The following is a 14166-nucleotide window of genomic DNA, read 5'->3' on the forward strand; positions in this document are numbered from 1 at the left end:
GTCGACTTTGTTCGCCCGGCTTCCCGGCAAGGCGCTGAGCCAAATTCCGTTGCTACGGCGCTGAAAGGATAAATCTGATGCGAGCCCTCGTAACCGGAGTGAGCCAAGGGATTGGCGGCGCGATCTGTCGCCAGATTGCTCGCACGCCGAATTCTGCGCTCGCAATGTGCGTGCGCCAGAGGCGTGGGGACGTAGAGCAACTGGAGGAGGAGCTGAAACGCCAAGGCTGCGACGTTCTCATTCTCCAAGGCGATCTGCGCGATGCCGCGACACCCGATCAATTTGTTCAATCAGCAGCGGATCAATTCGGCGGGCTGGACGCGATCGTATCAAACGCTGGTGCGGTGGATCCGGTCCAGTTGGAGAACATGTCGCTTGAGGTGTGGGACAACATGTACGCCCTCACATGCCGCGCGACTTGGCTCCTCGCGAAGGCCGGCTTTCCGCATTTGAAGGCGAGTCGCGGAGCGATTGTGGCGATCTCTTCGCAATCGGGGATTCATCCCCACAGGCAAACGGGAGCCTACAGTTCAGCTAAGGCGGCTCTGATCATGCTCTGCAAGCAGATGGCCCTTGAATGGGGTCAGCACGGCATCCGGGTAAACTGCGTCTCGCCAGGGATGATCAGAACACCGCTGACCCAAGCCATTTATGAAGATGCCGCAGTCGCCCGGCAGCGTGAGGCCATCGTGCCATTGCAGCAGATCGGCGCCCCTCATGATGTGGCACGCACCGTCGATTTCCTGATCGACCCAGAGAACCAGTACATAACGGGCGAGAATATCATCGTGGATGGCGGCCTCACGCTTTCCGTTTTGGATCGCATCCCCGGAATAGCACTGCGCAAGGACGGCCCATCGGAGCAGAAAATCCGTGGCTAAGTCGTCAGGATCCGCAGGCGACGGACCCCTTCGCATAGCCGTGGCTGGGACCGGAGCTATTGGGCGCCGGCACGCGTTGCACTGCGTTGATGAAACTTCCACCCTTCTGGCGGGGATCGTGGACCCCGACCCGGGTGCAGCGGCATTCGCCAGCGAACTCGGCGTGCGGCACTACGCGTCCGTCGAGAACCTGCTGGATGCTCAGATGGTCGATGGGGTGATTATAGCGGTCCCGACGCAGCTTCATCGCGATGTAGGTTTGTCTGTCGTCGCGCGCGGCACTCACGTCCTGATCGAAAAGCCGATCACAGCTGAGCCGAGTGAAGCGGCAGAGTTGATCGCGACCGCCCATTCGACCGGCGCGAAAATACTGGTCGGCCATCACCGGCGCCACAACCCGATCGTTGCACGAGCGCGGGAGATCGTGAAGCACGACATCGGGCGGTTGTTGGCGGTCAATGTCATTTGGGCCGTGCTGAAGCCCGACAGCTATTTCGAGCCCGAATGGCGGCGGCGTGCCGGCGCGGGACCCGTCCTGACAAATTTAGTCCACGATGTCGATCTGCTTCGATATGTTTGCGGAGAGGTGACGAACGTCATGGCTGATGCCGCGGCATTGGCACGGCCGCACAGCGTAGAAGACACCGTGAGCATCCTGCTGCGCTTCGAAAGCGGCGCGTTAGGTACAGTCGTTGGTTGCGATGCTAGTCCATCCCCTTGGTCGTGGGATGCCAACTCTGGCGAGAACCCGACCTTTCCGGTCAGCAGGGAAAACTCCTATCGCTTCCTGGGCACCGAAGGCTCACTTGAGTTTCCTGACCTGCACCTCTGGCGGTACCGAGTTGACGGGGAGCCCGGATGGACTCGCCCGATCAGTCGCGAAAGCCGCGTGGCGCAGACTGCCGATGCGTATCGCCTGCAGCTCCAGCACTTCTGCCGCGTAGTACGCGGGGAAGAGGAACCGATCGTGAGCGGGGAGGACGGCTTGCGGAGCCTGCAACTAGCCAGCGCGATTCTCCATGCTGCGGCAACGGGACGGCCCGTTGATCCATCGCAAATGTGAGGCCCTGCTTGTCGCGACGGCGACCTTGTCGGCGTCGATGTCTTGTCGCAATTGAGGTTCGCATACCGCCAACGAAAAATACAAAGCCTCGCCGCGGCGATGCGCTCAAGCGAGCTGACGCGGCAAGGCTTTGCCTTGCACTCGTATGCTAGGGAATTAGCGGGCTTCCGCCGAGGAGGCCACGCCGCGCGAGATTCATCATCAGCTCGCCCAAGCCGTAGGTCCAAGGCTCACAGGAGGAGCTCGGCTTCATCCGATTTGTCAGCGCTCCCAAACCGGAAGCCGCGATGGTGACGATGTCGCCGGTCTTGTGCGTGAACCCCATTCCAGGCACGTCGCGATCCTGCGTCGGCGCGAACATCGTGCCGAGGAAAAGGACGAAGCCGTCGGGATACTGGTGGTGCGGACCGAGTGTCTGGGCCACGAGATCTTCGGGATCGCGACTGATTTCAGCGATGGACGACGCGCCTTCCATCATGAAGCCGTCCTCTCCTTCCACCGTCAGCGTCACTGTCGTCTTGCGGACGTCATCGAGTGAAAACGTCTCGTCGAAAAACCGAACGAAGGGTCCGACTGCACAGGAGGCGTTGTTATCCTTTGCCTTGGACAGCAGCAAAGCAGAACGGCCTTCGAAATCTCGCAGATTCACGTCATTGCCCAATGTTGCGCCGACGATCCGACCGTCGGCAGTGACCACGAGCACAACTTCGGGCTCTGGGTTGTTCCAAGTCGACCGTGGATGAAGTCCGGCATCCATGAAGGCGCCAACAGCGGAGAGAGTGGGCGCCTTGGTGAACACCTCGGCATCCGGTCCAATTCCCACCTCGAGGTACTGGCTCCAGGCGCCCTGAGCGACGAGAACTTCCTTGAGCCGCGTTGCCTCCGGCGAGCCGGGCTTGAGCTTCCTCAGATCATCACCAACCAGTCGCAGGACTTCCGATCGAATAGCCGCTGCGGCGCTAGCATCTCCTCGCGCCCGCTCTTCGATGACGCGTTCCAGCATGGACACCGCGAACGTTACGCCGGCAGCTTTCACGACCTGAAGATCGATGGGGGCTAGAAGCCAAGGACGCGACGTATCCCTGCTGTCCGGCGCTGTGTTCGCGAGGATCTCATCAAGGGACCCCACCCGTTCGCCCACGGCTGACGTCAAAATGCGCGCCGGATCGTCGGTGGCCGCAAGCCGGCTCATCGTGGGGGAAAGGGACGAAATGTCGAATACGCCATCCTCTCGGATCGCAACGACCGAAGGCCCGATACCGGGGCGCCATACTCTCCCCGCAAGCGCGCCGTTGAAGCCATCGGCGGGCAGGGTTCGACCGAGGTGGGCGTGGCGCGAAGCCGTTGAACTCATGTCGTGTCTTCCGTTCAGGTGTCGAAACCAAGGGGCCGCGTCCAATGACGACGGCGGCCAGACGTTCCAGGCGAGCTTCGCTAGGTGTTCTCGAACTGGCGGGAGGCAGGACCGCTGTTGGATCCCTCCAATCGCGCAGCACAACGTCGGCTTCGGTGAGAGCGCGGGACGCCCGCCGCGTCAGACCGTGACGCCGAGCGGCCAAGGGGCGAACTCGGCAGAGCCGAAGTCAAACAGCTCGCTCTTGGTTCTCTCGCCGGAAGCGACCTTTAGGATGCGCTCGAAAATCCGCTGTCCGGACTCTACAACGCTCTCCTCACCGTCGAGGATCGTGCCGCAGTTTACGTCCATATCCTCTTCCATCCGCTTGTAGAGAGGAGTGTTGGTTGCGATTTTGATCGACGGCGCCGGCTTGCAACCGAAGACGCTTCCGCGCCCGGTGGTGAAGCACACGACGTTTGCGCCACCCGCAACCTGACCGGTCGCCGCGACGGGATCGAAGCCTGGTGTGTCCATGAACACGAACCCCTTGGCGGTCGCGGGGTCGGCGTACCTGATCACGTCCACGAGGTTGGTGCTTCCAGCCTTGGCCATCGCGCCGAGGGATTTTTCAAGGATTGTCGTGAGCCCACCAGCCTTGTTGCCGGGGGACGGATTTGCGTTGATCTCCGCCCCGTGCTTGCGAGTGTATTCCTCCCACCAGCTCATGAGGCTTACTAGCTTTTCGCCGACCTCTTGGCTTACGGCTCGACGAGTAAAAAGATGCTCGGCGCCGTAGGTCTCGGTCGTTTCCGATAAGATTACCGTACCGCCATTGCGCACGACGAGATCGCTTGCAACGCCGAGAGCGGGGTTGGCCGAGACGCCCGAGTAGCCGTCCGAGCCGCCGCATTGCAGTGCGACTTTGAGCTCGCTCGCCGGGACTGTCTCTCGATGGACCTGGTTCGCGTCGACAAGGACCTCGCGCACAAAGTCCATGCCGGCCTCCACCGTCTTACGGGTGCCGCCCATGGCCTGAATGTCCATGTTGCGGATGCGGTCGGTCAGGTTGTGCTCCTTCAGCATCGCGCTGATCTGGTTCACCTCGCATCCCAGTCCCAGCACGATGATGTGGGAGAAATTCGGGTGTCGCGCGTAACCTGCAAGCGTGCGCCGCAAGAGTTGGAGAGGCTCCCCATCGGCCATGCCGCAGCCGGTCTTGTGCGTGAGTGCGACAACGCCGTCGACGTTCGGATAGTCCGCGAGTGGCTCGATCCCAATCAGTGGATGCCGCTTGTAGGCGTCGGCTACGAGGCCCGCCACGTGGGCGCTGCAATTCACCGAGGTGAGGATGCCGATATAGTTCCGGGTGGCGACGTGGCCGCCGGGACGGCGAATGCCCTCGAATGTCGCAGGGACCTCGACGTAGTCGGTCGGCTTCGCGTCTTTGCCGTAGGCATAGTCCTTCGCAAAATCCCCCATGCCCAGATTGTGAACATGAACATGTTCCCCTGGGGCAATGTCGGTGGTCGCGAAGCCGATGATCTGATTATAGCGGCGCACCGCCTCACCGCGGGCAATTGGTCGGACGGCGACCTTGTGCCCTGCAGGAATGCGCACGGAGGTCACAGCCCCGTCGGCAAGGGGCGTACCAACCAGTAACGCCGTACGCGCGATGACGACATTGTCGTCGGCATGGAGGCATATAACTGGCTGCATCGTCCTGAATTCCTGTCGGTGAGGCCGCACGTCGACGAGGCGTACGGTGCGCGTTTGGGCCGCCTTAGGGCACCAGCACTGGTGCCCTAGGCCGGATGGCATTATCGAGCGTCGACGAGGTCAAACTGCAGACTGTAGATGCCCTGCTGCGCCTCCAGAGCGCCCAAATCACGAAGAGCCGCATCGCTCAAATGAGTGGAAAGGGCGTTCTCGACCGCTTCCCGCGTAGCGCCTTCGACCATCACGACCCAGCGGGGAACCATGTTGGCGGCGCGCCCCCGCTGCTCAGCCGTTTTGACATTGCTCGCGCTCTCATCGGCCCGGCAGACATGAGCTGCGGAAATAGCGGCCGCCTTCGCCACCTCAGGCAGGATGGAGCCGGAGATTGCTTTCAGGAGCTCCGCGTCACGAGCAGGATCGGAGTCGAAACGGATCGTTCCGATAAAGCCTCCCGAGCCCGCGCCCAGCGAGAGCTCCACATCGCAGAGCGAACGAGAGGTGTTCCTGAAGTGCTGAACCGAGCGCGTGGTCCATTCGGTCGGGCTGTTCAGTCGCGCCAGATAGTCCGCTCCGGTGAGCACCGACTTGTGCTCAACCTCGTAGAGCGTGAAATACTCCGGCGTCCCCGACAAAGCGATGTAACGGCGACCGCGCAGAAAGCCCTGAATACCGACTCGTTCCGGGATATGCTCGCGATCGTGCCATTCGTAAAAATTGGCACGGCCTTCATCGGTGATATCGTTCCAGATGGCGATAACGCCTGATCCTGACAAAGACATGGGAAGCTCCTCGCTCGTTTGTTTTCCCGTTGCGTTCGAACGGCCCGAAAGACCGGCGAACGCGATAGCGTCACAGCTGGATTGAGCTACTGGCCGGGTGTGGACCTACAGTGCGTGTTCGACAGTTTGGGGCGTGCCGCCGTTGGCTGCGGAACGGTATGCTGCCTCGAGGACGGCGATCGCATGTTCCGCCTCGCGTAGACCTGCGATTGGTGCTCGGCCTTCGGCCAGATCCACCCAACTGCGTCTGAGAAACACCGGGTAATATTCGTCTGTATTAAACTCGACAGTGGCGGACCGCCCGGGTTGCTCGTTGCGTCCCTTCACGTAGAGCTGGTCAGCATACGCTCGCACGTAAGAGGAGGTGTGCGAGATCGAAAACGCGAAGTCCCGCTGGTCTTCCGCCGTTGACGGATACAGGTATCCGGTTTCGATCATGCCAATTTGGCCAGCTGCATTCTGGCAGGTCAGTATGGCCTGCTCGTCGACGGAGACGTCGGGGCGGAACGTCCGGGCCTGAGCCGAAACCTGGGTTATGGGGGCGGCCGTCAGAGCCGAGATCAGGTCGATAAAATGAATGCCGACATTCAGGAGGGAACCCCCGCCTGCCTGTTGTTTATCGAGCATCCAGCTGTTCCCGTTTCGCTCATAGCGATCAGCGAGACCCACGATGAATCTGAAGGACAGATGTTGAAAGCCTTCCGGCGTAAAACCTTCGGCGGGCGAGAGGCATGAAGCCCAATCGCTTACCCGGTTGATAAACGGAACGCTGACGTAAACGCTCCGCCGCTCCGCCAGCTGCCGGATGCGGCGAACCTCTTTCAGATTGAGGCCGCAAGGCTTCTCGATCAGGAACGGAATACCGCGGTCGGTGAGGCGTTCGGCCAAGGCAGCCATCCTGGAATGGCGGCTGAACACGAGAGCGAAATCGAAATCCGCTTTGAGCAGCTCTTCGTTCGAGTGGAAAAGCTTGCAGTTCAGCTGCTCCGCGAAACGCGCTCCCGCTAACGCTTCGCTATCGGAGATGCCGACTACTTCGACCCCCGGATCGCTCAGCGCGGGGATGTAGAGCGGGAAATGCCAATGACTGACGTCGAATATTGCGATCTTCATAGGAAGCTCCGTGACAAAGCGAGTGTTGAGTCACTCAATCCATGTAGGAGCCGCCGTTGACGCTTAGGGTCTCCCCGAAGATGTAGCTAGCGTCGTCGGAAACGAGGAAGGCGGTTGCGCGACCGATCTCTTCAGGGCGCCCGAGGCGGCCTGCGGGAATGCGCGAAATCGTCGTCGCCTTCATGTCGCTGCTCATCCCATCGGTGAGCTCCGTTGCGAAGAGTCCGGGGGCGACGGCATTGACGTTGACGCCAAATGGGGCAGCGTAGAGCGCTAGAGATTTCGTCAGGCCGATAATTCCGGCCTTGGCAGCGGTATAATGCGCATTGCCGATAAAATCGCCGCGCTTTCCGGCTACGGAACTGACGTTGACGATTTTGCCGTACTTCTGCTCTTTCATGCCGGCGAGCACGGCCTGACAGCAATTGAACGAGCCTTTCAGATGGATGTTGAGCATCCGATCCCATTTTTCCGGGGTGATCTCGGGGAAGCTCACGAAATCCCCGATGCCGGCGTTATTGATCAGAATGTCCACCCGGCCGAATTCAGCCCGGATTTTTCCGAAGGCTTCCTCGACCTGATCGGGTTCAGCCACATCGAAGGCTATAAGACTGGCTTTGCCGCCTGAGGCCCGGATGGACGCTGCGGTCTGTTCGGCGGGTTCGATCACGCGATCGGTGATGACCACATGAGCACCGCGGCCGGCGAGAACCTCCGCAATGGCTTTGCCCAATCCGCGGCCAGCGCCTGTGACCACGGCGATCTTTCCCGACAGCTCCTGCTGCATTGGTAACTCCCGGATTTTCTAGGCGGGTAATTGGGGCGCACAGGTTTGCGAAACTCAGCGAATTGTGCTAGTGGAATGACGTTCCAACAACCTCTTTGCTACGTGGTGTCATGCGGCTTGTCAAATCCCTCGTCGAACGCTGCTTCGACCTCATCACTTTGCTAAGCGAGAACGCTGGCGCCATGTCGCTCGGCGAGATCAGCAGGCGCCTGGACGTACCCAAGAGCGGCGCCCATCGGCTCGTAACCACCCTATGCGACCTAGGATGGGCAGAGCAGGATGCCGATAGCGGCTTCTATCGCCTGTCTCTGCGCCTAGCGGTTGTAGGACAAAGACTACTGGTCGGAACGCGTATACCGGACATTTGTCAGCCGATTTTGGATAGGCTTGCAAATAGCACCGAAGGACTCGGGAGAATTGCGATCGTCGACCCCGATGGCTTAACCTGGATTGCTCATTCGCAAGGCGCTCGTTCCGGGCTTATTTATCAGCCAGAACTCGTGGCCAAAGTGCCTTTGCACATGACCGCCAATGGCAAAGCTTGGCTATCGACGCTCAACCGAGACGAGGCCTTAGCTCGTGCCGTCGCCAGCGGTCTGGGTCGAACCGATATCGGCGGCCCCCGCGTCATCACGACAAAGCAGACTTTTTCCGCCGCTCTGGACGAGACATTGGAGCGAGGATGGGGCTCGGCGATTGAAGAGGCCGAGCCTGGCGTGGCGGCCATAGCCGCTCCGATCCGCGTCGGTGATCAGGTGGTTGGCACCGTGAGTGTTGCCGGCCCTATCCATCGTTTCTCTCCGCTAGTCGTTCCAGCAGTAGGCGAGCAGGTGAAGGCGGCTGCGCAGGAGCTTTCGGCCCTTTGGCCCTACAGAATCGCCACGCCAACGAGGCAGGCCACGAGCGCCTAATCCTCTCAACATACTGAAATTATTGTCGAACAATCTTTATTGCGCCGCCTGATGTTGCGGCCGCGAGAAGATAATTGACAAAAAGCTCGTTAACGGAATATCATTCCACTAACAGCCAGCAGACTGGCCAACCAAAAAACACCCGCTTCGCGGATCAGGGAGAAAACAAGTGGCGAACGTTGAGCTCAAAGCGGTCCGGAAGACGTACGGCATCGCCCCTGTGATCCACGGCGTGACGGTCGACATTCGCGACGGTGAGTTCGTGACCCTGGTCGGCCCGTCAGGGTGCGGGAAGTCGACCCTTCTACGCATGATCGCGGGCCTTGAAGATATTTCGGGAGGGGAGATCCAAATAGGCGGCCGCACGGTGAATAACGTTCCGCCGAAGGAGCGCGACATCGCGATGGTCTTCCAGAACTACGCGCTGTACCCCCATATGACCGTCGCCGAAAACATGGGCTTCTCCCTGAAGCTGAAGAAGGCTCCGCGTGAGCAGCGCGAAGCTGGTGTGCGGCGTGCCGCTGAGATTCTGAGCCTAACAAAGCTGCTTGACCGGTATCCCCGTGAGCTGTCTGGCGGCCAGCGTCAGCGCGTGGCGATGGGCCGCGCGATTGTCAGAAATCCGCAGGTCTTCCTCTTCGACGAGCCGCTCTCCAACCTCGATGCCAAGCTCCGGGTGCAGATGCGCACGGAGATCAAGGAGCTGCATCAGCGCCTGAAGACCACGACCGTTTACGTGACGCACGACCAGGTCGAGGCCATGACCATGGCCGACAAAATCGTCGTGATGCATGATGGGATTGTGGAGCAGGTCGGCGCCCCGCTTGAGCTGTATAACAACCCCGCCAACATGTTTGTGGCTGGGTTCATCGGCTCTCCGGCCATGAACTTCCTGAAAGGCAGCTGCGAGAACGGCCGGTTCCTGCTTGAGGACGGATCGACGCTGCCTCTGCCGTCACGCCTCGCGCATCTGTCGTCCGACGCGGTCTACGGTGTGAGGCCCGAGCATCTCGTTCGCAGCGATGACGGATTGGCTCTTACAGTAGCCGTTGTCGAACCTACGGGCGCTGAGACACAGGTCATTGCTCGGCACGGGTCGCACAGCATCGTTTGCATTTTCCGAGACTCGGATTTGCCGCAGCCTGGCGAAACCATTCGAGTCAGGCCGGATGTTTCGCGCGTTCATCTGTTCAGCGAACGCGACGGACGCCGCCTCTCCTGAGTGCCGAAGCATTTTCTCCCTGGCTGCATCGTGCGCGATTGCAGCTGTGGTCGAGAGAACTCGAACGGAATCAAAATGTCAGCAAGCCCCACACAGGCCGCGATCACCTCTCCCAGCGCTGGTCTTCTAGGCGACGCGCCGGATGCAAGCAGCCAAATTCGCTTCTCTTGGGCTCCCTATCTTTGGTTCGCCCCAGCGATCGTGATCCTGTTTCTTGTCACCCTCTACCCGACGTTCTTCGTCACCTGGCTTAGCTTTCAGAAAACTCGGTATTACGAGCTGACTGGTTTCGTAGGTCTGGCCAACTATGCTGAGGTTTTCGGTTCCTCAGCATTCTGGGACACCGTGTTCGTCTCGCTGGCCTACGTTGTAGGCTCGCTCGCAGGTGCGCTGGTTCTCGGTATGGCGGCCGCCCTCGTGCTAAACAACGCGGGCCCGACCGGCACCGTCCTGCGAGTGTTCATTCTATTCCCCTGGACGCTGTCGATGTCGGTTGTCGGCAGCATCTGGCTTTGGCTTCTGAACCCGTCTTTCGGACCTATCCCCTATCTGATGCACGTTGCCGGGATCGAGCCAGGCCTCATGTTGGGCGACCCGAGCCTCGCGTTGCCCCTTATCATTGTCGTCACCGCCTGGTGGTCGTTTCCTTACGTCATGGTCATGGCCACCGCTGCCATGCAGTCAATTCCGAAAGAACTCTACGAAGCCGTGGAAATTGATGGCGGAGGGGCGTTCATCAAGTTTCGGTATGTCACGCTGACGCAGATCCTCCCAACGCTGGGTAGCACCGCGCTTACCCTGTCGATTATGTACCTGACCCTGATGACTCTGATCATCGTCATGACCGGCGGCGGACCGCTTGGGTCGACGACGACCCTCAGTTTCGAGGCTTTCCGTGGAACCGTACAGGCCGTCAACATAGGCCCAACCGCGGTTGTCTCGATCGTCGTCCTCCTGATCAACGTCGCCCTTGGCGTGATCTACACCCGGCTCACTGGCCGCGTCACTGGATAGGATTTTGCAGATGAGCGCAGCTGTATCGACTGGCCGCCAGACAGGGCGCGTCCCCGCAATCCTCCTGTCGTTCGTTTTTGCGGTCGTTGTTCTCGGGCCGGTGGTCTGGGCTCTTGCGACCTCATTCAAAACTGAAGTTGAAGCGGTGGCCGTGCCGCCCACCCTCTGGCCCAGCGCGGCAACGCTGGAAAACTATTTCAAGGTCTTCCGCGATCAGTCGTTCGCTCGGGATTTCTGGAACTCTGTCATTTACGCCGTTGGAGCGGTGGCGGTCGCACTGCTGGTCGGCATTCCCGCTGGTTACGCTGCCGCTCGCTTTTCCTTCAAAGGCAAGCGAGCCCTCATGCTCGTGATCTTGGCGACATCGATGGTCCCAGGTGTCGCGTTGCTTGTGCCCACCTACTACCTGCTCGACACACTCGGGCTGCTCAACAGCGGCATTGTTGTGACGATCATCCTAGCGGCCCGGATCATTCCCCAGACTGTGTGGTTCATTGCCAACTTCGTAGAGGCCGTTCCGATCGAGATCGAAGACTCGGCGTTTATGGATGGGGCGAACCGCTTCCAGATCATTTGGAACCTGATTCTGCCGTTAATCCGTCCTGGTATCGCGGCCGTCGCGACGATTGGAATTGTGACAACTTGGAACGATTACATCACTGTCGCGGTGTTCGCGCCTGAAGTCGCTAAGAGGACACTTCAAGTTGCGCTAGTCAATCAAGTGTTCGACGCGATCGGAATCTCCTGGTCGTACATGATGGCCTTCGTTGTGATCGCGTCAATGCCGGTCATCCTTATGTTTGGCCTTGTCCAAAAATGGTTCATCTCCGGACTTACTGCCGGCGCGGTGAAGGGCTGACGGGCACTTTTCTATGCCTTGTCCGTGTAGAACTACAAACTAGAGAGGGAACAACTATGGACGTTAAGTCTCGTCGAGCAATTTTCAAGACAGCTGCCGCATTTGCCGTCTATGCGAGCGTTTCCGCCGCACTCACCGGCAACGCCGCCGCTCAGGGCACGGAGATCGTCTATTCGACCTTCCTCGACCCGAACAACGCCAGCGACCCGCGTGCCGCGGCCCAGACCAAGATGATCCAGGCTTTCGAGGCCAAGAACCCCGATATCAAGATCAAGCTGCTTGTTGACCCGACCCTTCAAACTGTCGCAAGAGCTATCAAATCCCGCAGCGAGACCCCAGACGTCGTCCGTATCGTCGGGTTCGCGATTTCCGAATTCGCGGCGACCGGAAACATCGCCCAGCTCGATGATCTGGTAAAAAAGGACGGCATCCCAGTTGATGACTTCCTTCTTCCGCTTTCGACCGCCCAGGTGGACGGAAAGCTTTTCAGCCTTCCCCAGGATTTCCGGATTCCGATCCTCTTCTATCGGAAAGCGGCCCTGAAGGAAGCCCGCGTGACCCCGCCGAAGACCTGGGACGAGGTCTGTGCAGCAGGCGGAAAATTCACGCAGAACAACGTAGCGGGATTTGCCGTTCCTCTGGGCGCGACCGGCGGTCTCGGAGGCGCTCAAGGCCTCGGCGAGTTCTTTATCAGTTCGATGTTCCCGGGAAACAATGGCCAGTACTTCGGCCCGGGGGGCAAAATCGCCTTCACCAAGGAAGACTTTGTTCGGGCAGCCCAGACGATCAAGGACCTCTATACGACGTGCAAGGTGACGCCGCTCCGCAGCGCTCAGATGGGTATCAACGAGGTGCATGATGGCCTCAGGTCCGGCACCATTGCGATGACGAACTTCGGGCTCTATCGCTTTAAGACCATTCAGCAGCAAGGCGGCGGCGATGATCTTGGGTGGGCGCCTGCGCCATCGTACTCCGTCACTGATAAGCAGACGGTCTACAGTTATCATATCGCCTTGAACAAGCAGTCCAAGAAGCAGGACGCCGCCTGGACCTTCATCAAGTTCATGATCAGCCCCGAGGCTCAAGCGCTCGCGGCCGAGGGCGGCGAGGTCGTTTCGCGGAAGTCGGCGTATAGCGCCCCTTACTTCCAGACCGAAGCAGCGGCCAACCAGAAGCAGTGGGCCGATCTCATCGCCCAACGCGGTCGCACCGTTGGCTACACGCCGATCCTGTCTGCCTTCCACACCATCGTCGGCGAAGCATTTCAGAAGATCGTGCTGCGCGGCGAGACCCCAGAGAGCGCCTACGCTGAAGTCGTGAAGCGTTACGACGAAGCGTTGGCCAAGGCGCAGTGAGCGCCGGCTAAAGCCAAAGCGGGTGGGGCGGTTGCTTTCCACTCCACCCGCAGATGATGGAGAATCAGTCATGAAGTTGTTTCGCTACGGACCGGTGGGTGCAGAGAGGCCGGCTCTTCTCGAAGACGACGGCACTGTCCGAGATCTGAGCCGGGTCGTTCAAGACATCAATGGCGAGTCCGTGACGCCCGATGGCCTCCGCCAGATTGCAGCGCTCGACCCAAAAACGCTGCCTATCGTTAGCGACGTAGGGCGGATCGGCTCGTGCATCAGTGGTGTTGGGAAGTTTATCTGTATCGGGCTCAATTACATCGATCACGCGCGTGAGACGGGTAACGAGGCTCCGGCCGAGCCGGTCGTGTTTCTGAAGGCAACGAGCGCAATCGTCGGCCCCAATGACAACATCGTTCAACCCCGCGGATCCACCAAGCTGGACTGGGAGGTCGAGCTAGGGGTCGTGATCGGAACGAAGGCCAAATACGTTTCCCAAGAGCGCGCGCTTAATCACGTTGCAGGCTACTTCCTCGCGAACGATGTGTCCGAGCGAGCTTTCCAGACCGAGGGGACAGGTCAGTGGACCAAGGGCAAGAGCTGCGACACCTTCGGACCAATCGGGCCTTGGCTCGTCACCGCCGATGAGGTCCCCAATCCTCAAGCGCTCCGGCTCTGGCTTGATGTCGACGGCGTGCGACGTCAGGACGGCACTACTGAGAACATGATTTTTAGCATCGCAGAGATCGTCAGCTATCTCAGCGGTCTGATGACGCTTAATCCTGGCGACGTGATCATAACCGGCACGCCGGCCGGCGTCGGGCAGGGCATGAAGCCGCCGATCTATCTGCGTCCTGGCCAGATCGTCACGCTAGGGATCGAAGGGCTGGGCGAGCAGCGCCAGACCGTCGTCGCCGACGCGGCCTGACATGCCTCGCCCTACGGGGCCAGGCATATGCGACATGACCGCGGCAAACCATGTCGCGGGACCATGGTTCTGAGGTCGCGGCCGCGAGGCATCGAAGCCCAGCCGGTCGCCGGCAGCGTCCCTCCCGCTCAGTTTCGATCGTGATCAAACTTTTGCTTCGCGTTCAGTTTTCTAGCCTCCCGCCTCTGCTCGTCCCTCTCAACCAAGCTTT

Annotated in this window: 13 protein-coding genes; 8 read left to right on the top strand and 5 right to left on the bottom strand. The window is 59.9% G+C overall.

Annotated elements, in window-relative coordinates:
* The first annotated feature begins 77 nt into the window (after positions 1-77).
* Positions 78-881, top strand: coding sequence for an SDR family NAD(P)-dependent oxidoreductase (locus AC2FAN_RS09025; RefSeq protein WP_485173449.1), 804 nt, complete (start codon positions 78-80; stop codon positions 879-881).
* A 40-nt stretch (positions 882-921) separates the two neighbouring features.
* Complete coding sequence (locus tag AC2FAN_RS09030; RefSeq protein ID WP_485173450.1) at positions 922-1944, top strand: Gfo/Idh/MocA family protein; 1023 nt, start codon at positions 922-924, stop codon at positions 1942-1944.
* 148 nt (positions 1945-2092) lie between these two features.
* Here AC2FAN_RS09030 and AC2FAN_RS09035 read toward each other — a convergent pair whose 3' ends face one another.
* The 5 genes from AC2FAN_RS09035 to AC2FAN_RS09055 form a co-directional block, all read right to left on the bottom strand.
* A complete protein-coding gene (locus AC2FAN_RS09035; RefSeq protein ID WP_485173451.1) occupies positions 2093-3298 on the bottom strand; it encodes a fumarylacetoacetate hydrolase family protein in 1206 nt (401 codons plus the stop codon).
* Between the two features lie 180 nt (positions 3299-3478).
* Entirely contained in the window at positions 3479-4996 is a 1518-nt protein-coding gene (locus AC2FAN_RS09040; RefSeq protein WP_485173452.1) for a UxaA family hydrolase, read from the bottom strand.
* 101 nt (positions 4997-5097) lie between these two features.
* A complete protein-coding gene (locus tag AC2FAN_RS09045) occupies positions 5098-5775 on the bottom strand; it encodes a hypothetical protein (RefSeq protein WP_485173453.1) in 678 nt (225 codons plus the stop codon).
* A gap of 105 nt (positions 5776-5880) precedes the next feature.
* A complete protein-coding gene (locus tag AC2FAN_RS09050) occupies positions 5881-6888 on the bottom strand; it encodes a Gfo/Idh/MocA family protein (RefSeq protein ID WP_485173454.1) in 1008 nt (335 codons plus the stop codon).
* A 34-nt stretch (positions 6889-6922) separates the two neighbouring features.
* The gene (locus tag AC2FAN_RS09055; RefSeq protein WP_485173455.1) at positions 6923-7675 is read right to left on the bottom strand and encodes an SDR family NAD(P)-dependent oxidoreductase; all 753 of its coding nucleotides are present in this window, start codon (positions 7673-7675) and stop codon (positions 6923-6925) included.
* A gap of 110 nt (positions 7676-7785) precedes the next feature.
* On the opposite strand from AC2FAN_RS09055, the gene AC2FAN_RS09060 reads away from it, so the two are divergent.
* From AC2FAN_RS09060 to AC2FAN_RS09085, 6 genes are all read left to right on the top strand, one after another.
* The gene (locus AC2FAN_RS09060; protein WP_199084948.1) at positions 7786-8586 is read left to right on the top strand and encodes an IclR family transcriptional regulator; all 801 of its coding nucleotides are present in this window, start codon (positions 7786-7788) and stop codon (positions 8584-8586) included.
* Positions 8587-8755: 169 nt separating this feature from the next.
* On the top strand, positions 8756-9808 hold the full coding sequence (locus tag AC2FAN_RS09065) for a sn-glycerol-3-phosphate ABC transporter ATP-binding protein UgpC (protein ID WP_199084949.1): 1053 nt from the start codon (positions 8756-8758) through the stop codon (positions 9806-9808).
* A 75-nt stretch (positions 9809-9883) separates the two neighbouring features.
* Entirely contained in the window at positions 9884-10822 is a 939-nt protein-coding gene (locus tag AC2FAN_RS09070) for a carbohydrate ABC transporter permease (protein WP_199084950.1), read from the top strand.
* A gap of 10 nt (positions 10823-10832) precedes the next feature.
* A complete protein-coding gene (locus AC2FAN_RS09075; protein WP_199084951.1) occupies positions 10833-11681 on the top strand; it encodes a carbohydrate ABC transporter permease in 849 nt (282 codons plus the stop codon).
* Between the two features lie 56 nt (positions 11682-11737).
* The gene (locus AC2FAN_RS09080; protein ID WP_485173456.1) at positions 11738-13036 is read left to right on the top strand and encodes an ABC transporter substrate-binding protein; all 1299 of its coding nucleotides are present in this window, start codon (positions 11738-11740) and stop codon (positions 13034-13036) included.
* Positions 13037-13106: 70 nt separating this feature from the next.
* Complete coding sequence (locus AC2FAN_RS09085) at positions 13107-13955, top strand: fumarylacetoacetate hydrolase family protein (protein WP_485173457.1); 849 nt, start codon at positions 13107-13109, stop codon at positions 13953-13955.
* Positions 13956-14166: the final 211 nt, after the last annotated feature.

The sequence above is a fragment of the Allobosea sp. RIT-PG3_2 genome (assembly GCF_057321085.1).

What these genes read in the sequence shown, in the direction of transcription:
- AC2FAN_RS09025 (WP_485173449.1), top strand. Translation starts at nt 78, where the DNA reads ATGCGAGCCCTCGTAACCGGAGTGAGCCAAGGGATTGGCGGCGCGATC.
- AC2FAN_RS09035 (WP_485173451.1), bottom strand. Translation starts at nt 3,298, where the DNA reads ATGAGTTCAACGGCTTCGCGCCACGCCCACCTCGGTCGAACCCTGCCC.
- AC2FAN_RS09040 (WP_485173452.1), bottom strand. Translation starts at nt 4,996, where the DNA reads ATGCAGCCAGTTATATGCCTCCATGCCGACGACAATGTCGTCATCGCG.
- AC2FAN_RS09045 (WP_485173453.1), bottom strand. Translation starts at nt 5,775, where the DNA reads ATGTCTTTGTCAGGATCAGGCGTTATCGCCATCTGGAACGATATCACC.
- AC2FAN_RS09050 (WP_485173454.1), bottom strand. Translation starts at nt 6,888, where the DNA reads ATGAAGATCGCAATATTCGACGTCAGTCATTGGCATTTCCCGCTCTAC.
- AC2FAN_RS09055 (WP_485173455.1), bottom strand. Translation starts at nt 7,675, where the DNA reads ATGCAGCAGGAGCTGTCGGGAAAGATCGCCGTGGTCACAGGCGCTGGC.
- AC2FAN_RS09060 (WP_199084948.1), top strand. Translation starts at nt 7,786, where the DNA reads ATGCGGCTTGTCAAATCCCTCGTCGAACGCTGCTTCGACCTCATCACT.
- AC2FAN_RS09070 (WP_199084950.1), top strand. Translation starts at nt 9,884, where the DNA reads ATGTCAGCAAGCCCCACACAGGCCGCGATCACCTCTCCCAGCGCTGGT.
- AC2FAN_RS09075 (WP_199084951.1), top strand. Translation starts at nt 10,833, where the DNA reads ATGAGCGCAGCTGTATCGACTGGCCGCCAGACAGGGCGCGTCCCCGCA.
- AC2FAN_RS09080 (WP_485173456.1), top strand. Translation starts at nt 11,738, where the DNA reads ATGGACGTTAAGTCTCGTCGAGCAATTTTCAAGACAGCTGCCGCATTT.
- AC2FAN_RS09085 (WP_485173457.1), top strand. Translation starts at nt 13,107, where the DNA reads ATGAAGTTGTTTCGCTACGGACCGGTGGGTGCAGAGAGGCCGGCTCTT.